We start from the raw sequence: 18,073 nt of genomic DNA on the forward strand, positions 1-18,073 counted from the left end.
CCGTGACGCAAGGGATCCTCTCGAGCTACGTGCCGCCGGCGTCTCGCTACGACGAGATGGTGGACGGCGGACTGCGCCCCCGCCCGCACTGGCAGGCGCTCCTCTCGCACCTCGGCGCGCTGCCGAGCGACACGCTCCAGGAGCGGAAGCAGTTCGTCCAGGACGCGATCGCCTCCGACGGCGTCAGCTACAACGTCTACGCCGATCCGAAGGGGGGCAGCCGGCCGTGGGAGCTCGATCTCCTGCCGCTCATCCTCCCGAGCGAGGAGTGGTCCGTCATCGCGACCGCGGTCGCGCAGCGCGCGCGGCTCCTCAACGCGGTCCTGAACGATCTCTACGGGCCGCAGACGCTCCTCGCCGACGGGCTCCTCCCGCCCGCGCTCGTCTTCGGGCAGCGCTCGTTCCTCTGGCCCGCCATCGGCATTGCGCCGAAGGACGGCGTCGCGATGCACCTCTACGCGGCCGATCTCGCGCGCGCGCCGGACGGCCGCTGGTGGATCCTCGCCGACCGAACGGGCGGCCCGTCCGGCGCCGGCTACGCGCTCCAGAACCGGATGACGATCTCGCGCGCGCTGCCGGACGCGTTCCGCGATCTCCACATCGAGCCGCTCGCGCCGTTCTTCAGCGCGCTGCAGGACACGTTGTACCGCGGCGCGCGGCAGGAGACGGGCGAGGCGCCGCTCGCGGTGCTGCTCACGCCGGGGCCCTTCAACGAGACCTATTTCGAGCATTCTTTCCTCGCGCGCTATTTGGGATTCCCGCTCGTCGAGGGGCAGGACCTCATCGTCCGCGGGGACATGGTCTATTTGAAGACGCTGCGCGGCCTGAAGCGCGTGCACGCCATCCTCCGCCGCCTCGACGGCGATTATTGCGATCCGGTCGAGCTCCGCCCCGACTCCGCGATCGGCATTCCGGGGTTGATGCACGTCATTCGCGCCGGCAACGTCCTCGTCGCCAATTCGCTCGGCGCGAACATCCTCGAGAGCGGCGCGCTCTCCGGCTTCTATCCCGCGATCAGCGAGCGGCTCTTCGGCGAGCGCCTCGCGATGCCGGGGATCGCGACGTGGTGGTGCGGAGAGGGGCCCGCGCTCGAATATGCGATCAAGAACCTCGAGCACCTCGTCATCAAACCCGCTTATCCGACGATCCGGATGGAGCCGATCTTCGGTCACACGCTCGACGCGGCCGCGCGGGAGCGCCTCGTCGATCGGATGCAGGGCCAGCCGCACGCCTACGTCGCGCAGGAGCACGTGCAGCTCTCGCACGCCCCGACGCTGGGGCGCACGCAGGCGGAGGCGGCCCTCGCGCGCCCGGCCTCGCTCCGCGTCTACGCCGTCGCGACCCCGAACGGGTACCTCGTGATGCCGGGGGCGCTCACGCGCGTCGCGCCGAGCGACGGCGGCGACGTCGTCTCGATGCAGTGGGGCGGCTCGAGCAAGGACACCTGGATCCTCGCCGACAAGCCGGTCGTGCGCGTGCCCCTCCGCCGCCCGCGGCTCGGCGCGGAGGACGTCGTCCAGTCGAGCGTCGACATCGCGTCGCGCGTCGGCGAAAACCTCTTCTGGATGGGGCGCTACGCCGAGCGCTGCGAGGCGGTCGCGCGCCTGCTCCGCGCCGCGCTCGTCCGCGTCGCGGACGCGTCCCCGCCGTCGCAGCCCGCGCTCCGCACGCTGGGGGCGACCGCGCTCCGGCTCGAGGTGCTGCCGGCGCCCGACTCCGGCGACGACGTGACCGCGCCGCCGTCGATCGACCTCGCGCGCGACTTCCTCGCCGCCGCGATCGACCCCAGCGTCCCGGGCGGGCTCGTCGCGAACGTCCTCCGCCTCCACGGGAGCGGCAACCAGGTGCGCGAGCGCATGTCGACGGACAACTGGCACGTGCTCTCGCGCTGCGTCGCCCGCCTCCCGAAGCGGGACGCGCCGCTCGGCGCCGCGCTCGACTCGCTCGACGAGGTCATGATGACGTGCGTGTCCCTCGCCGGCTTCGCGATGGACGACATGACGCGCGACGAGAGCTGGCAGTTCCTCCCGCTCGGACGGCGCCTCGAGCGGCTCGTGCACCTCTCGCGGATGATCGCGAGCGTGCTGAACCTCTCCGCGCAGGAGCGCGCCGACTCGCTCGAGTGGCTCCTCGAGGCCGCGAACTCGATCGTCACGTTCCGCGCCCGCTATCGCCGCGCGCCGGAGCTCCTCCCCGTCCTCCACCTGATCGTCCTCGACGAGACCAACCCGCACGCGATCGCGTTCCAGCTGCGCGACCTCGCGATCACGCTCGTGCGGACGCACGCGCAGCTCGGCGGCGACATGTCCGGCGACGACCTCGGCGGCCTCATCGCCGCGCTCCGCAACCTCCCGCTCAGCGGCTTCGAGCCGGAGAAGGGGGAGGAGCTCGAGAAGGCGTGCAAGCACCTCGCGTCGATCCTCGAGCGCGCGGAGCGGATGGCGTACGCGATATCGGACGCGCTCCAGCGCCGCTTCTTCTCGCACACGGGCACGCAGCCGATCGGCATCGGGGAGAAGGCGAAATGACGACGCGACCCCCGAACCGTGACCGCGACGAGCGCGACGAGGACGCGGGCGCGGAAGAAGATCCGATGACGATGCGCCCGCAGAGCTCGCCCCAGATCCTGGAGCGCACCGTGGTCGGGCCGCGGCCGCCGGACTCGCAGACGGCGCGCCCGCCGAGCACGTCCGCGTTCGGGATCCCGAGCTCCTTCGGCCCGGACGACGAGGAGGAGCACGCCTCCGACACCGAGGCGACGACGCCGCCCCCGCCGCACGCGAACGTGCAGGTCCACGCCACCGAGCCGCCGCCGACGCGGTTCGCGCACGGCACGCAAGAGGCCTCGAGCCGCTCGGATCCCTACGGCGGCGACGAGGAGCACACCGCCGCGTTCCTCCGCTCCCCCGTCGCCCCCGCCACGCGCGCGTACGCGGTGGTCCACGACACGATTTACACGTACGAGCACCCGGTCAGCCTCTCGCGCCAGATCGTCCACCTCGCGCCGCGGCCGCTCTCTTATCAAACTTGCCGCTCGCACGTCCTCAAGGTGACGCCCGAGCCGGAGATATTGGCCACTACCGAGGACGCCTTCGGTAATCCCATTACCTCTTTGTTCATCGAGCCGGAGCACACGTCGCTCAAGGTGCAAGCCGAGACCTGGGTCGACATCACCGCGCGCGAATACCCGGCCGACGACGACACGCCGCCGTGGGAGGAGGTCCGCGGCCGCCTCGCTTACCGCGCCGGGCGTCCGCCGCACCCGGCCGATCTCGAGGCGTCGCGCTTCCTCTTCGAGAGCGCCCGCGTCCGCAACAAGCGTGAGCTCGCGCAGTGGACGCTCGCCTGCTTCCCGCCGCGGGTCCCGATCCTCGCCGGGGTGCGGTCGCTCATGAACCGCATCCACGAGGAGCTCACCTTCGACCCGAAGGCGACGACGGTCTCGACGCCGGTGATGGCGGTGTTCGAGCTGAAGCGCGGCGTGTGCCAGGACTTCGCGCACCTCATGCTCTCGTGCCTCCGCAGCATCGGGCTCGCGGCGCGCTACGTGAGCGGCTACCTCCTCACGCATCCGCCGCCGGGCCGCCAGCGCCTCGTCGGCGCCGACGCGAGCCACGCCTGGATCAGCGTCTACGTCCCCGACGACGCGGGCGGGGTCTGGGTCGACGCCGACCCGACGAATGGTGTCTTCCCGAGCCTCGAGCACGTGACGCTGGGCTGGGGCCGCGACTACGACGACGTGATCCCGCTCCGCGGCGTCCTCCTCGGCGGCGGCGACCACGAGCTCGACATCGCGGTCACGGTCGCCCCCGAGGCCGACTACGAGAGCGTGTTCGGCGCGACGCGCTCGCCGCCGGCGGCGGTCTGATCGTTCCAGCGGTCCTACGCTCACTCCGCGAGTACGAGATCGTTGAGGTAGCGCGTGTTGCAGTGCGCGCCTTGATTGTCCTCGGCGCCGCAGCACTCGGGGCAGGAGAGGAGGACGTCATAACCGCGTTGCCAGATGAGCCATGCCCGTCGCGCGGTCTCGTCCTCCTCGTTGGCGGCGAGGGCGAAGCCGAGCGTGATCCCCGCAGCGAGCGAGTCCCGGGCGAGCAGCCGCGACGCGATACGCGCTTCGACATGGTACCCGGTGTCCGTGGTCCGGACGGCCCGCTCGAACCCGTCGTCCGGCTCCCTCGTGTCGGGCCGGTACGTGCGCGCCCGATTGTTCCAGTCGATGATCCACTGGTACTCCAGCGGGGAGTAACTCCCCGTGCGCGGTCCGTTGCCGAGGTAGATCTCGACGCCGTCGTTCTCCCAGAGGTAGTCATGGCCGTTCTTGCCGGGCGTCGGATCGGTGACGCGCGCCGCGACGTAGACGTGGTGCTCGTCCCACGCGACCGAGAAGGCGTACACGTTGGGGATGTCTCGGTGCCCGAGGATGTGCGTCGCGGTCACGCTGTCGAGGTTGAAGAACTGCGCGCAGGCCCAGTCCTCGAGCTCGCCGTCGATCGTGATGAGCCCCTTCGCGCGTGGCGCGGTGAACGTCTCGCCTTCCAGCGCCAAGGGCGCGGGGCACGAGGTGCCTGGCGGGATCGCCACGCCGCTGTCGCTCTTGGGCCTTCGCCCGCGTCGGGCAGGGACGGACCGGCGCCGGGCCTCGCGCCGACGATATCGAGCCCGCAGGCGGCGAGCATGCCGACGGCGACCGCACCTCTGATGCCCCAAGCCACTATCCTTCATCATGTCGTCCCAGTGTCGGGTCAACAAGCGTTTCCGCGCGCGTCGCTGCTCTCACTTACTCGGCGAGGTTGCCGGCGAGGACGTCGGCCGGCATGTAGGTGTTCCATTCGCGCGTGCGCGTGCCGTCCGATGCGAGGGTGAGGATGGTGGGGGTCCCCTTGATCGCGAGCTCGCGGCACCAGCGGTTCACGGTCGGCTTCTCGTCGTCGCTGATGTCGAGCGCGACGGCGATGAACGTGTCGGCGACGATCATCGCGACCTCGGGATCGGCGAAGCTCTCCTCCAGCTCCTTCGAGCCTTTGTCCCATTCGGCCCCCACGAAGACGAGGACCGGACGCTGCTCGCGGCGCGCTCGCGCGAGCGGCCGGTCGACGTCGTCGCGCACCCAGTCGATCCGGGGCCGCGGCGTCTTCGCGAGCGCCCTCGCGCGCCGAGCCTCCGCGCGCGCGAGCCGCGCGTCGTGGTGACGCTTCGCCTCCCGCAGCTTCGCGGCGAGCTCCCGCGGCGGCGGGAGCGACTCGGTCCGATACAGCTCGTTCGGGCTCGCATAGCGCGCCGCGTGCGGGACGTCGGCGAAGGTCCCGAGCGCCATCGTGGTGGACGTGGTGGACGTGCGCGGGGCGCCGAACCGCCAGTCGTAGCCGCGGTACGCGCTCTCCTCTCGATTCGTGACGACGCGCACCGCGATGAAGTCGGCGAGCGCCTCGCGGACCGGGAGCGTGTCGAACGCGCGATCGTCGGGCGCGCCGGTGGGCTGGAAGTGGAGCAAGAGGGGCTTCTTCTCCGTCTTCGCGAGCGCCTCGGCCTCGTCGAGCGTGTGCCACGCGACGGCCGGTCCGACGCGCGGGCTCTTCCCGCACGCGGCGGCGGCGAGGAGGAGCGCGAGGACGCGCGCGGTCGTCATCGGACCCGTTCTCGCGCGTGCTGCTCGAGCGCGGGCACCAGCGTCTCCACCGCGATCCCGCTCGGGAAGCGCTGGCGCTCTCCGCCGTGCGCGTCCTCGACGGCGAGGGCGGGCTGGTCGACCTCGAGGCGGACGACGACGAAGGAGCGCTCGAGGACCTCGCGCACGAGCGGGTGGGCGAGCGTGCTCCCTTCCATCCGCATCGACTCCTCCGTCCACGTGTGCGCGGAGACGACGAGGAGCGGTTTGTTCGCGGCGCGGGCGTCGCGGCGCGCGGCGGCGAGGTCCGTCTCCCACGCCGGCGCGTCGTCGCGCGGCTTCGCCGCCTTCATGCGCGCGCGCACGGCCGCCAGCGCCTCGTCATGCCGATCGGCCGCCGCGTCGAGCCGCGCCGCGAGCTCCGCGGGCTCGACGAAGGTGTGAATGCGCTCGAGGTCGCCGCGCGCGCCGTCGAGCGAGTCGAGCGCGAGGAGGGTGGGGAGGCCGACGAGGTCGAACCGTCGGCGCGCGGCCGCGGTCGCGGGGTCTTCGTCGTCGGTCGCGTCGACGCGCACGGTGACGAAGCGCTGGCTCGCGGCGCGGACGGCGGGGTGCGTGAACGCTTGGTCGTCGAGCTTCCTGCAGGCCACGCTCCACTCGGCGCACACGAAGACGAGGGCGGGCTTGCCGCTCTCTCTCGCATGGACCTCACCGGCGTCGAGCGGCTCCCACGGGATCTGCGGCGCGACGCGCTGCTTGCCGCAGCCGGCGAGGAGCGTGAGCAACACGACGATCCGGAGCGGCGCCACGAGGGGAGCTACACGCCGCGGCGCCGAATATTCCCGTCAGTCGCGGTCGATCCCGTCCGGGAGCGTGACCCACGCGTGTTTGCGGTTCTCGTAGACGGAGAAGCTCGGCGGAGGGAACGACGGATCGGCGAACGCGCCGAGCGCCACGGCGGTGAAGCCTGGCAGCGCGTCGAGCTCGTAGAACACGGTCGATCCGCAGACGCCGCAGAAGCGGAAGGTGATCGCGTTGCCGCTCTCCGCTCTTCGCGTCCACTGGCTCGCGTTGCCCTCGACGCGCACGGCGTCCTTCGGCCAGCGGGCCTGGGCTCCGAAGGCGCTGCCGGTCCGCTTCTGACACGCGAGGCAATGGCAGACGGAGACGCGAACGGGCTCGCCTTCGCACGTGGCGCGGAGCTGGCCGCAGCTGCAGGTCGCGATGCGTGAGGTGGTGCGCGTGGTGCTCATTCCGCGGAGCATACGAGACGCCAGGCCTCGCGCATCACGCCGATGCTCGGGTAGCGCGCGTCGCGGTCGCGCGCGAGCGCGGTGGCGACGAAGGACTCCACGAGCGGCGGAAAGGCGCGGCCCGCGATCTCTTCGAGGGTGGGCGCGGGTCGATCGAGCTTGAGCGCGATCCGCGTGAGCGCGTTGTGCCCGTCGAACGGCGTCTTGCCCGCGAGCGCCGAGAACGCGATCGCTCCGATCGCGTAGATGTCCGCGCGGCCGTCGACGTTCGCGGAGCCGCGGACCAGCTCCGGCGCCATGAAGGTGAAGGATCCGATGGTAACGTTGAAGGAATCTAAATCGTCCAATGCGGCCAGCTTCCGGTTCGGCTCTGGCACGAGCCGCGCGCGCCCCCCTTCGAGGACGACGCGGCTCGGCCGGAGACCGCGGTCGATCTCCCCGCGTGCGTGTGTGGCTGCGACCTCGTCGATCACGTCCGACAGGATCGGCCCGAGCTCGTCGAGCGTGAGAGGACCTGCCTTCATCCGCTCGGCGAGCATCCTTTGTTCTGGCCCGCCGTCAGGACGCGAGCAAGGCGGGCGCGGCGAAGAGGTCGTAGGTGAGGAGCATGAAGCGGCCGATCTCGCGGCGGAGGGCGGCGCGGCCCTCGGTCGTGAGGCGGAACTGGGCGCGGTCCGACGCGGGCAGCAGATCGAGGCGATCCGCGAGCGCGCAGGCCCAGGCCGCGCAGCGGACGCGGTCGTCGCGCGGAACGGAGCGCGGCCAGAGCTCGAGCCCGACGAGGTACCCGCGCGCGAACGACGCGCACGCGTCGGCGTCGGCGGGCGGCGGCGTGAACGGTCGCCGCCGGCTCGTCTCGACGTCGACGACCCGAAACGCGGCGCAGAGGAGGCGATCGAGCTCGTCGTGCGCGGCGTCGTCGGGTCGGACGACGCGCCGCCACGCGTCGAGCGCGATCGGCGCCGGCGAGCTCACGACCGCGTGCATGAAGCCCACGGCGCCTTGGAGGTCGAACGAGGAACGAGCGGCGAGGAGCTCGGCGAGCGCGCCTTCGTCTTCGGGAGTCAGCGTTTCGATTTCATCGTGCATGCCGATGGTTCGGCTCTCGCGCGCGCCGGTTGCGCCGGATCGTGCCGCTTTTTCCGCGCCCACGCTGGCACGGAACTCGCGGGTACGCACACCTGTATGGAGCTCAAAGCGCTCCGGCTGCGCGTCACTGGCATGCGAAAGAGCTCCCGATCCTCGAGGGCGGCGCGTGCTCCGTGGGTCGCGTCGATCGGGGGAGCGCTGAGCAAGAATCCCGTCGCGTCCGTGGGGTTGCCAGGGGGCGGTTCGTGCTTAGGTTCCGCTGCCCGCGTCGGTCGCCGCGGTCGCTTGCGCGCGGTGGGCGCGCTAAGGAGCTCTCGCTTTGCCTACGCGTCCATCCAACGAGCTTCGCGGCGACGCCGGACGGCTTCGGGCTGCGCTCGCGCTCGTGTTTCGGCGGTACGGGCGGCGGCTTCGCGCGCGGCCCTGGCTCGCGGCCGCCGCGCTGCTGCTGCCCGGCGTCGGGAACATCTTCGTGTTCTACGTGCCGCCGATCGCGGTCGCGCAGGTGCTCGATACGTTCGCGCGAAAGGAGCAGCCGGCCGCGGCCGAGCTCGTGGCGCCGGTGGTCCTCCTCTTCCTCGCGTGGCTCGCGGGTGAGGGGCTCTGGCGGCTCGCCGGTTGGGCGATCAGCGTCTTCGAGGCCCACGGCATCGGCGCGCTCTACGTCGAGGCGATGGACGAGCTCGCGAAGAAACACGTCGGCTTCTTCCAGGACAACTTCGCCGGCTCGCTGACGAAGAAGGCGCTCGGCTTCGCGCGGCGCTTCGAGGACGTGTTCGACGTCTTCTCGTTCTCGATCTTCGGCCAGCTGCTGCCGCTCGCGTTCGCGATCGCGGTGCTGTGGCGCTTCTCGCCGTGGCTCGTCGTCGTCCTCGTCGTCATGATCGCGATCGCGTTCGCGGTCGCGCGACCCCTCCTCGCCCGCCGCCACCGCTACGTGCAGCTCCGCGAGGAGGCGAGCAACGTCCTCGCCGGCCACGTCGCCGACACGATCGCGAACGCCGAGGCCGTCCGCGCGTTCGCGCGCGCGCCGGAGGAGGCGGCGATCCACGAGCGGAACGTCCGCGACTACATGTCGAAGGTGCGAAGGTCGTGGCTTTATCAGAATAACCGCATCGACCTCTTCATCTCACCCCTCTACGTATTGACCAATACGTTTGGGCTCGTCACCGCGCTCGCGCTCGGTCGCAGCAGCGGGATCGGGATCAAAGAGGTATTCCTCACGTTCAGCTACTTCGCGGCGGCGACGCGCGTGATGTGGGAGTTCAATCGCATTTACCGTAACCTCGAGTCGTCGCTCACCGACGCGGCGCAGTTCACGGAGCTGCTCCTCGAGCCGCCCGCGATCGTCGACGCCGAGGCGGCGCAGCCGTTCGAGCCGGTCGACTCCGGCGTCCGCTTCCGCGCCGTGCGCTTCGCCTACGGCTCACGCGCGCCGCTCTTCGACGGGTTCGACCTCCGCATCGCGCCGGGGGAGAAGGTCGGCCTCGTCGGCCGCTCCGGCGGCGGGAAGACCACGCTCACGCGCCTCCTCTTGCGCTTCGCCGACGTCCAGGCCGGCGCGATCGAGATCGGCGGGCAGGACATCGCGAAGGTCCCGCAGGCCCAGCTCCGCGAGCTCGTCGCGAGCGTCCCGCAGGACCCGGCGATGTTCCACCGCACCATCGCCGAGAACATCCGCTTCGGCCGCCCGAGCGCGACCGACGAGGAGGTCCGCCGCGCCGCGGAGCTCGCGTACGCGGCGACGTTCATCGAGGCGCTGCCGGACGGCTACGACACGCTCGTCGGCGAGCGCGGCGTGAAGCTCTCCGGCGGGCAGCGGCAGCGCATCGCGATCGCGCGCGCGATCCTCAAGGACGCGCCGCTCCTCGTCCTCGACGAGGCGACGAGCGCGCTCGACTCCGAGAGCGAGAAGCACATCCAGCAGGCGCTCTGGGCGCTGATGAAGGACCGCACCGCGATCGTCATCGCGCACCGCCTCTCCACCGTGCGGCGGATGGACCGCCTCATCGTCCTCGAGGCTGGCCGCGTGGTCGAGGAGGGCTCGCACGACGAGCTCCTCGCCCGGCGCGGCGTCTACGCGAAGCTCTGGGATCATCAGTCGGGCGGCTTCCTCCCCGAGCGCGACGAGCGCGACGAGCGCGACGAACCCGACGAGCGCGATGACGTCGAGGTGCGCGCGAGCGCGTGAGCGGTAGGATGCGGGGCCATGTCCGCACCGAGCTTCGAGGACGCCCTCGCGCGGTGGCGCGCCACGCGGCACCCGCGCTTCGCCGCGATCGTCCTCGCGATCGCGGCGCGGGAGCCTGCGCGCGCCGGCGAGCCGCCGCTCGGCGCGAGCGGCAAGGCGGTCGACGTCGCGAAGTGGAACGCGGTCGAAGAGGCGCGCGACTGGCGCGACCTCCCCCGGCTCCTCGCGCTCGTCGCGGCGGGCAGGTCGGCGCTCGCGCTCGAGCGCGTGGAGCGCCTCGCGACGTGGGACGATCCCCGCGTCGTGACCGCCCTCCTCGAGCTGCTCGAGGACCCGCCGTTCACCGCCGGCAGCACGCGGAAGCTCTGGCAAGCGGTCGTCGCCGCGCTCGAAGGGTCCGGCGACGTGCGCGCCCGCGACGGGATGGCGTCGCTCTCGCTCCGCTACAAGACGATCAACGATACGGACCTCGGCGCCTGGCTCGCCGGCGCGATGAGCCGCGCCGCCGCGAAGATGAACGAGCCGCCGCCGCTCACGGCCGCCGACGAGGCGCAGCTCGCCGAGCACGAGCGCGCCCTCTTCGGCGAGGTGCGCGCGGAGCCGGCGCCCGCGCCCCCGGCGCGAGACGACCTGTTCCGCGAGATCGTCGAGAGCCCCGACGACGACGCGGCGCGGCTCGTGTACGCCGACGCCGCGAGCGAGCGCGGCGATCCGCGCGGCGAATTCATCGTGCTCCAGGTCGAGCGCGCGGCCGGACGCGGCACGCCGGAGCGCGCCGACCTCGAGCGCCGGACCTTCGGCCGCGCGGAGCTCGCGGCGTGGAGCGCGCCGCTCGGCGTCGCCGCGAACACCGTCACCTTCGAGCGCGGGTTCCCTGCCGCGGTGCAGCTCGCGAACACCGGCCTCGCGCAGGTCGCGACCGCGCGCGAGTGGGGCACCGTCCGCCGCCTCACGCGGATGGAGCACGCGCCGGTGAAGGCGCTCCTCGAGCTGCTCGACGGCGAGCACGGGCGGAACCTACGCGACGTCGGCGTCGTGAAGCCGTCGCTCCTCGCGAAGCTCCGGACGCGCGAGCTCCCGTGGACGCACGTGACGACGCGGGGCGACAAGCTCGCGCCCGAGCACCTCGAGCGCCTCCCCGGCCTCGTCCACCTCGCGATCGACGGGCCGGGCGCGTTCACGCGCGCGCTCTTCGCCGCCGCGCCGCGCCTCGAGTCCGTCTGCCTCACCGCGCCGTTCGAGGGCGACGGCCGGAGCGTCTTCGGCGCGATCCCGACGCTCCGCCGGATCGAGCTGCGCACGCCGGGCATGACGCGATCGGAGCCCCGCTACCTCGCGGGCGTGTCGGTCCGCGAGCTCTTCGTCGACGCGAGCCTCCGCGACGCCGCGGCATGGCTCGACGCGGTCCCCACCGTCACCGCGCTCGATCTCGATCTCGACGACACACATTGGGACCTCCTGCGCCCGCTCTTCGACGCGCGCCCCGAGCTCGCGACGATCACGCTCGCGCGTCGCCGCGGCGACCTCGTGCTCTCGCGCGACGGGACGATCACGGCGCTGCTCGGCCCACGCTGGCCTCGCTTCTACGACGAGCTCGCCGCCGCGGCGCCGGTCCTCGCGAGCGCCGGCTTCGCGCGCCTCGTCGTCGAGCCCGAGGCGCCGCGCCACCAGAAGGAGGGGATCCCCGAAGCCACGCTCGCTCCGCTCCGCGCGGCCTGGCCCGATCTCGAGCTCGGCGAGCGACTATAGGACCACGTCCTCGAGCGGTACGACGCCGAGGCGCGCCTGCACCTCCGCGAGCGGCTTCTCCCAGTCCTCTTCGAAGCGCCACTCGGTGGAGAGATCGATCTTCACGAGCGCGCCGCGCTTGTGATGCAAGACGAAGCGGCGCGGATCGATCTGGTCGGGCACGCCCGGCGCGAACGGCGAGATGACGACGCCGACCTGGAACTGGAGCGCGACGGTGAAGAGCCAGAAGAACGGGTCCTCCTTGCGGAACCCCGCCATGAAGGCGACCACCTCCGCCTCGCCGATCGGATCGACCGGGTAGCCGCCCGCGACGTGCAACATGTCGTGCCACATCCCGCGCTCGCCGAGTCCGTCCGGCTCGCCCGGGAACGAGAGATCGTTCTTGGTGATCAGGTCGAAGTACGCGCGCCCCACCGTCCCGGCCGGGTACTCCCCCAACGCGATGTACTTCCGCGCGAGCTCGGGATCGCCGGCGAGGCCGAGGATCGGGCCGAACGTGCGGTACACGCCGGCGAGGCCCTCCTCCTTCGCCGTGCGCGCCAGCTCGTCCTTCGCGTAGCCCTTGCGCGTGAGGTCGAAGCGCATCCACTTCACGCGCCCCTCCGCGAGGTGACGGAGGTTCGCGACGCGCGCGTCGTCCACCTTCGCGCGGTCCGCGACGGCCTTCACGAGCGCGGCCTCCTCCGGCGCGGCGGCGCCGTCCATGATCGCCATGAGGATCATCGCCTGCACGATGCGCTCGCCGCCTTCGCCCTCGGCCTCGGCGAGATCGAGCGGCGCGAGGTCGGCGAGCTGGACGTCGAGGCGGAGCGCGTCGCGGGAGACCTCGAGCAGCGCGCGTTCCTTCGGCGTGATCGCGCCGTCGGCCTGCGCGACCGCGTGCATCGCGCGGAGCATCGTGAGCTTTCGATCCTCGTCGACGTCGAAGAGGAACACCGCTCAGCTCCCTGCCGTCCGCGAGAAGGTGATCTCCGAGCCGTCGAAGGCGGGCACGGACTCGCGGAACGCCTTCTCGTGGCAGCTCGGCGAGGCGGGGTGCTTCGGGCGCGTCGTCGCGCCCGTCATCGAGCCGTCGGGTTGAACGCGGATCGACACGTTCGCCTTCGGGCACGGGCTCGCCGCCTTCATCGCGCGCGCGATCGCGGCGTTGATCGCCGCGCCGTCGGGGGCGCGATACGGCTTCTCCACGAGGAGCGGCTCGTACGCGGCGAGGAGCTTCTGCAGCCCCTCGGCGAACGTATCCATCGTCCCGTCGAGCGAGCGGCGGATCCAGAAGCCGATCACCGTCTTCGTCACGTTGCCGTTGATGCCGCCGTCGAAGCCGTTGTCGGAGAAATACGAAGAGCCTTGATCGGCGCCGAGACCCGATTTCGCTTTTTCGCAGAAGAAGGGATTCATGAAATAGAACCAGCGCTCGTAGTAGCCGGCCGGGAGCCGCTTCTTCGCGAGGAGATCGGAATAGAGCTTCTTCTCGCTCGCGAAGCACTCCGGCGACGTCTTCGCCTTTTGCAGCGTGTAATGGAATATCTCGGCGAGCGGCTTGAGGTGATGGTCATAGGCGCTCTGTGTCGCCGCGCGGGCCGTGCTGCCCCTCTCGCTCGGCGCGCCTTTGTCGACGAGCCACCGCACGAAGTCGGGATTGTAGTGGCCAAAGTCGTTCGCCGACGCGAGGTCGAGGTCGTTCTTGTGCGGCCCCGACGTGAAGACCGGCGCTCCGGTCGTCGACTCGACGAACGAGAGCGTGAGGCGGGCAGGGCGGTGGCACCAGAAGCTCTGGAGCCCGCCATTCGGGTGGTAGTCGTACGCGTCGCACGACGTCGCCGACGTCCACTCGCGGAGGAGCTGCTCGGTCGGCGACGGCGGCGGCGCCGGCGGCTCCGGGGGAGGGGGCGGCTCGGGAGGAGGCGGCGGCGGCGCGGGGCCGACGTCCACGATCGGCGGCACGGGCACGGCCGGCGGCGGCTCCGAGGGCCCGCACGCGGCGAGGGCGACGACGAAGGGGACGAGGGGGCGCGCCATGAAGCCGGATCATACCCGCGCGATGGCGTGCGCGAGGGCCGAGAGCGCCTCGCCCGCCGGCGCGTCGAGCTTCGCGTGCGCGCGCTCCTCGCCGCGCACGGGGCCACGGTTCACGATCGCGATCGGCATCCCGCGCTCCGCCGCGCGCACGAGGAAGCGGTAGCCGGAGAACACCGCGAGCGACGTCCCCGCGACGAGGAGCGCCTCCGCCTCGTCGAGCAGCGCGAAGGCGCGGTCCACGACCGGCTTCGCCACGTTGTGCCCGAAGAACACGACGTCCGGCTTGAGCGCGCCGCCGCAGACGTGGCACGCCGGCGGGACGAAGCGCTCCACGAGCGCGTCGGGGAGCTCGGCGTCGCCGTCGGGCGCGAGCGGGACCGGGCCGTCGATCCAGCCCGGGTTCTCGGACCGCATCCGCGCCTGCACGTCGTCGCGCTCCTCGGTGCGCCCGCACTCGAGGCAGACGACGTCGGCGAGCGCGCCGTGGAGCTCGACCACCTTGCGGCTCCCGGCCTTGTGGTGGAGGCGGTCGACGTTCTGCGTGATGAGGCCGACGACGGCGCCGCTCCGCTCGAGCGTCGCGAGGGCGTGGTGCGAGTCGTTCGGCTCGGCGGCGCGGAACCGCGTCCACCCCACCATCGCGCGCGCCCAGTAGCGGCGGCGCAGCGCGGCGCTCCGCACGAACTCGGGCCCTTGGATCGGCCGCCGCGGGCGCGCGAGCGCGGCGGGGCTGCGGTAGTCGGGGATCCCGGACTCCGTGCTCACGCCCGCGCCGGTCAACGCGACGACGCGTTTGCCGCGCAGGAGCGAAACGAGCGCTTCGGTCACCTCCTCATCTTAGTACCCCGCTACAATCCGCGCCCGCATGCCGGTGACCGAGGCCGAAGTGAAGCGGCTCCTCGCCGACGCGGTGGGCAAGCGCCTCCACGCGACGCGCCTCGCGAGCCTCGAGAAGCTGCGCGGTCACCTCGCGAAGCCGCTGAAGGCCGGGGCGGTGACGGCCGCGATCGACGGGCTCCTCGCGATCGCGGTCGACACGAAGCAGCCGCGCGACGTGCGGCTCCGCGCGGCGGACGTGCTCGGCGGCGCGATCGCGATCGAGGCGCTGCGCGATCGCTTCCACGCGTGGTCGCCGGAGTGGACGCCGCGGCTCCGCGCGATCGGCCGCGACGTCGAGGCGCCGGAGGCGGCGCGGCTCCTCGCGCTCCGCGCGGTCGAGGCGCGGGTGCTGGAGGAGGAGGGCCTCGCCGACGCCGCGACCGATCTGTTCATCGAGGTGCTCTCGCGCGCGACCGATCCGGTGAGCCTCCGTCACGTCGCGCTCGTCGCGCTCTCCGAGATCCACCGCGGGACGCCGTCCTTCTTCGCCGACGAGCGCCGCATCGGCGGGCTCGCGACCGCGCCGCTCCCGCGGTGGGAGGAGTGGGAGGCGCTCTCGCCGGCGGAGCGCGACCTCGCCGCCGCGCTCGCGGATCCGGCCGCGCTCGCCGTCGCGCTCGACGCGTCGCCCGCGGCGCTCGAGGCGGTGGAGCTCCACGTCGGGCGCGATCCGAGCTCGGCGCGGATGCTCGTCGAGCAGCTGCGGCCGCTCGTCGGGCGACCCGACGGCGCGATCGTCGAGCCGGTCCACGCGCGCCTCCTCCGCGCGGCGGTGGACTTCGACCGCGCGCACGCCGATCTTTCGCTCGAGTGGGTCGCGCCCGCGATCGCCCTTGCCGCCGCCCTCGCCGGACGCCGCGCGCTCGCGATCGCCGGCGACGCGTCGTTCGAGGAGCACGTCCGGCTGTGGAGCGATCTCTTCCGCGACGGCGGCCGTGGCCTCGCCGATCGGCTCTTCGAGAAGCTCCGCGTCGCGCGCGCGCTCGACGACGACGTCGCGGCGGCGTGGGTCGCGCTCCACGCGCTCGGGGACGACCGCGCCTCGGCGCGCGGCCTCGCGCTCGCGAGGAAGAAGCGCGATCCGAAGCTCGCGCTCGGGTTCGACGCGCTCGTCGCGGCGGTCGCGCCGGAGGTCGTCCTCGATCTGCAAGAAGAAGGGCTCCTCACCGCGGTCGACGTCCCGACCGAGGACGAGCGGGCGCGGCTCTACCGCGACGACACGGGCCAGCTCGCGCGCCGCGTCCGCCTCGCGCACGTCGCCGGCGTGCTGGCGAGCGAGGACGCCGCCCGCATCGGCGTCGTGCTCGATCTGCTGCCCGCCGTCGTCCGCTGGCTCCCGCCGGAGCTGGCGCGTTTCGAGCCGCTGCTCCGCGCGCTCTTCGCGCAGAAGCGGCGCGCGCGTCCTGCGTTCGAGGCGCTCGTCCGCGTCCTCGAAGAGCTCGCGGGCGTCGCGCCGGGGCGGCGGAGGAGCGCGCTCGCCTACCTCGCGGGCGCGGCGGTCGAGATCGCGCGGCAGGTGAGCGCGCACGGTCTCGGCGCGGCGCCCTTCGCGCGATCGCTCGGGAGGCTCCTCGGCGACGCGCCCGCCGCGCGTGCGTTCTGGCTCGCGCTCGTGACGCGGCGCGACCTCGCGGTCGAGGTGCGCCTCGACGCGTGGCGCGCGATCGACGCGCTCACGTGGGACGCGAAGGACGAGGAGCTCGGTGAGCTGCTCGAGGACCTCCTCACGCGCGCGGACGAGCCGGAGATCGGCGCGTTCCTCGTGGAGCCGTTCCGCCGGCGCTGGCCGGTCCGCTTCGCGACGGTGGCGACGCGCCTCCGCGTGCCGGTGCCCCCGATCGAGCGCGTGTCGCCGGAGACGCGCGAGGCGCTCGCCGCGGCGGTGCCGGCGGACGACGTCATCGCGCGGATCGAGGGCGGCGCGCCGCTGCCGGAGCTCCTCGGCGCGATGCTCCTCGTGCGCGGCGTCGTCGCGCGCCGCCCCGACCTCCGCCCCCGCGCCCGCGCCGCGCTCGCGAAGCGCATCGACGACACGCGCGTGTATGATGCAAGTATTCCGACGGCGGACGGCGCGCCCGCGCCGGGCACGCTCTCGATCGCGGCGGTCGCGTTCGGGGAGCACCTCGCGCTCGGGAGCGGCGACGATCCGAGCGACGCGGCGAAGACGCTCGCGCGTGTCCTCGCCGCGCTGGAGGCGCCCGCCGACGAGGAGCTCGCGCGCGCGACGGAGCTCGCGCGGCGCTTCGCGGCCTCCGCCACGTCGCCGATGCTCGCCGCGGCGGTGACGGAGCTCGAGCGCGACCTCGCGGCGCGGCTCGCGCGCCCGACCGCGGACATCGACGCGCTCGAGGCGATCGCGGGCGCGTACTGCGAGGCGATCGCGCTCCTCGGCGACGCGCGCGGCCTCACCGCGCGGCTCGAGCGCACGATGCGCGATCGGACCGCGAACGCCGGCGCGCGTTACGCCGCGTTCGCGGTGCTCTCCGCGGCGAAGGACGTCGATCGCGACGCGGTCACGGACGACGCGGTCGCGCGTTTCCTCGATCGCGGGGAGGACCCGGCCCTCCGCGCGCTCCTCGGCGGCGTCGTCACGATCGCGCGTCCGTCGGCCTTCGCGAGCATCGTCGACATGAACCTCCAGCCCTGGAGCGTGCTCCGCCCCGACGACGCGGCGCTCCCCGCGAACAGCCTCCCCGCGAACATGCCGATGACGTGGCTCGTCGCGACGCTCACCTGCGCGGCGCACGTCGCGCCGGTGCGCCGCGCGGCGGCGGAGATCGCGACGCGCCTCGCGCCGGCGAACCGCGCCTTGTCGCCGTGGGAGTGGACGAAGGTCCGCGCGTTCTGGATGAACCTGGTGAAGGGCGGCGAGGCCGACGCGCGGCGCGGCCTGCGCGTGGCGGCGGCGACGGACGTGAACGCGGCGTCGCTCCTCGCGCTCTTCGGCGAGGAGGAGGACGCGGAGCTCCTCGCGCGCGCGGTGGGCCTCGCGTGGACGGAGCAGCCGCTCGCGGACACCGTGTTCTGGCGCCCCGCCGGCAAGGCGCCGGCGTTCGGGCGCTACAGCCAACTCGAGCCGTGGCTCGAAGCGTCGTTCGGCACGCCGGGCCGCTACCGCATCCTGAGCGACGCGTACGTCCACGAGGCCGAGCGCGCGGAGGGCGGCGACGCCTCCCGCTACGCCTACGAGGCCTTCCTCCTCGCCCCCGACAACCCGCGCGCGACCGAGGCGATGACGCGCTTCGGCGGCTGAAGCGGCGGCCCGCGCGTTGCGCTACCATCGGC

The 18,073-nt window shown here is 72.8% G+C and carries 14 protein-coding genes; 5 read left to right on the top strand and 9 right to left on the bottom strand.

Going from position 1 to position 18,073, the window contains the following annotated elements; genetic code table 11:
• Nucleotides 1-2 precede the first annotated feature (2 nt).
• The gene (locus KF837_04025) at nt 3-2,528 is read left to right on the top strand and encodes a circularly permuted type 2 ATP-grasp protein (protein ID MBX3226450.1); all 2,526 of its coding nucleotides are present in this window, start codon (nt 3-5) and stop codon (nt 2,526-2,528) included.
• Nucleotides 2,525-3,868 (top strand): transglutaminase family protein, encoded by a 1,344-nt coding sequence (locus KF837_04030; protein ID MBX3226451.1) that lies wholly within the window; start codon nt 2,525-2,527, stop codon nt 3,866-3,868. The genes KF837_04025 and KF837_04030 overlap by 4 nt, the downstream gene beginning before the upstream one ends.
• Nucleotides 3,869-3,888: 20 nt before the next feature.
• On the opposite strand, the gene KF837_04035 is transcribed toward KF837_04030, so the two are convergent.
• From KF837_04035 to KF837_04060, 6 genes are all read right to left on the bottom strand, one after another.
• The gene (locus KF837_04035; GenBank protein ID MBX3226452.1) at nt 3,889-4,584 is read right to left on the bottom strand and encodes a hypothetical protein; all 696 of its coding nucleotides are present in this window, start codon (nt 4,582-4,584) and stop codon (nt 3,889-3,891) included.
• A gap of 196 nt (nt 4,585-4,780) precedes the next feature.
• Complete coding sequence (locus tag KF837_04040; protein MBX3226453.1) at nt 4,781-5,629, bottom strand: thioredoxin family protein; 849 nt, start codon at nt 5,627-5,629, stop codon at nt 4,781-4,783.
• A complete protein-coding gene (locus KF837_04045) occupies nt 5,626-6,417 on the bottom strand; it encodes a thioredoxin family protein (GenBank protein MBX3226454.1) in 792 nt (263 codons plus the stop codon). The genes KF837_04040 and KF837_04045 overlap by 4 nt, the downstream gene beginning before the upstream one ends.
• A 36-nt stretch (nt 6,418-6,453) precedes the next feature.
• Complete coding sequence (locus tag KF837_04050; GenBank protein MBX3226455.1) at nt 6,454-6,861, bottom strand: GFA family protein; 408 nt, start codon at nt 6,859-6,861, stop codon at nt 6,454-6,456.
• On the bottom strand, nt 6,858-7,385 hold the full coding sequence (locus tag KF837_04055; GenBank protein ID MBX3226456.1) for a hypothetical protein: 528 nt from the start codon (nt 7,383-7,385) through the stop codon (nt 6,858-6,860). The genes KF837_04050 and KF837_04055 overlap by 4 nt, the downstream gene beginning before the upstream one ends.
• A gap of 34 nt (nt 7,386-7,419) precedes the next feature.
• On the bottom strand, nt 7,420-7,950 hold the full coding sequence (locus KF837_04060) for a hypothetical protein (GenBank protein ID MBX3226457.1): 531 nt from the start codon (nt 7,948-7,950) through the stop codon (nt 7,420-7,422).
• A 385-nt stretch (nt 7,951-8,335) separates the two neighbouring features.
• On the opposite strand from KF837_04060, the gene KF837_04065 reads away from it, so the two are divergent.
• The gene (locus KF837_04065) at nt 8,336-10,141 is read left to right on the top strand and encodes an ABC transporter ATP-binding protein (GenBank protein ID MBX3226458.1); all 1,806 of its coding nucleotides are present in this window, start codon (nt 8,336-8,338) and stop codon (nt 10,139-10,141) included.
• An 18-nt stretch (nt 10,142-10,159) separates the two neighbouring features.
• Nucleotides 10,160-11,890 carry a TIGR02996 domain-containing protein gene (locus KF837_04070; GenBank protein MBX3226459.1) on the top strand — a complete coding sequence of 577 codons (1,731 nt, stop codon included), beginning with the start codon at nt 10,160-10,162 and terminating at the stop codon, nt 11,888-11,890.
• Here the strand turns inward: KF837_04070 and KF837_04075 are convergent.
• From KF837_04075 to KF837_04085, 3 genes are read right to left on the bottom strand one after another with little or no spacing between them, the layout of a single operon-like run.
• A complete protein-coding gene (locus tag KF837_04075) occupies nt 11,885-12,826 on the bottom strand; it encodes a hypothetical protein (protein MBX3226460.1) in 942 nt (313 codons plus the stop codon). The two genes, KF837_04070 and KF837_04075, sit on opposite strands and share 6 nt — an antisense overlap.
• 3 nt (nt 12,827-12,829) lie before the next feature.
• Nucleotides 12,830-13,909: a hypothetical protein gene (locus KF837_04080; protein ID MBX3226461.1), complete on the bottom strand. Its 1,080-nt coding sequence runs from the start codon at nt 13,907-13,909 to the stop codon at nt 12,830-12,832.
• A gap of 9 nt (nt 13,910-13,918) precedes the next feature.
• Nucleotides 13,919-14,737, bottom strand: coding sequence for an NAD-dependent protein deacetylase (locus KF837_04085; protein MBX3226462.1), 819 nt, complete (start codon nt 14,735-14,737; stop codon nt 13,919-13,921).
• Nucleotides 14,738-14,774: 37 nt separating this feature from the next.
• On the opposite strand from KF837_04085, the gene KF837_04090 reads away from it, so the two are divergent.
• Nucleotides 14,775-18,041 carry a hypothetical protein gene (locus tag KF837_04090; GenBank protein ID MBX3226463.1) on the top strand — a complete coding sequence of 1,089 codons (3,267 nt, stop codon included), beginning with the start codon at nt 14,775-14,777 and terminating at the stop codon, nt 18,039-18,041.
• The last annotated feature ends 32 nt before the right edge of the window (nt 18,042-18,073 follow it).

Origin of the sequence: Labilithrix sp., from assembly GCA_019637155.1 — a bacterium.
Lineage (GTDB): Bacteria > Myxococcota_A > Polyangia > Polyangiales > Polyangiaceae > Labilithrix.

What these genes read in the sequence shown, in the direction of transcription:
- KF837_04030 (MBX3226451.1), top strand. Translation starts at nt 2,525, where the DNA reads ATGACGACGCGACCCCCGAACCGTGACCGCGACGAGCGCGACGAGGAC.
- KF837_04040 (MBX3226453.1), bottom strand. Translation starts at nt 5,629, where the DNA reads ATGACGACCGCGCGCGTCCTCGCGCTCCTCCTCGCCGCCGCCGCGTGC.
- KF837_04050 (MBX3226455.1), bottom strand. Translation starts at nt 6,861, where the DNA reads ATGAGCACCACGCGCACCACCTCACGCATCGCGACCTGCAGCTGCGGC.
- KF837_04055 (MBX3226456.1), bottom strand. Translation starts at nt 7,385, where the DNA reads ATGAAGGCAGGTCCTCTCACGCTCGACGAGCTCGGGCCGATCCTGTCG.
- KF837_04060 (MBX3226457.1), bottom strand. Translation starts at nt 7,950, where the DNA reads ATGCACGATGAAATCGAAACGCTGACTCCCGAAGACGAAGGCGCGCTC.
- KF837_04070 (MBX3226459.1), top strand. Translation starts at nt 10,160, where the DNA reads ATGTCCGCACCGAGCTTCGAGGACGCCCTCGCGCGGTGGCGCGCCACG.
- KF837_04080 (MBX3226461.1), bottom strand. Translation starts at nt 13,909, where the DNA reads ATGGCGCGCCCCCTCGTCCCCTTCGTCGTCGCCCTCGCCGCGTGCGGG.
- KF837_04090 (MBX3226463.1), top strand. Translation starts at nt 14,775, where the DNA reads ATGCCGGTGACCGAGGCCGAAGTGAAGCGGCTCCTCGCCGACGCGGTG.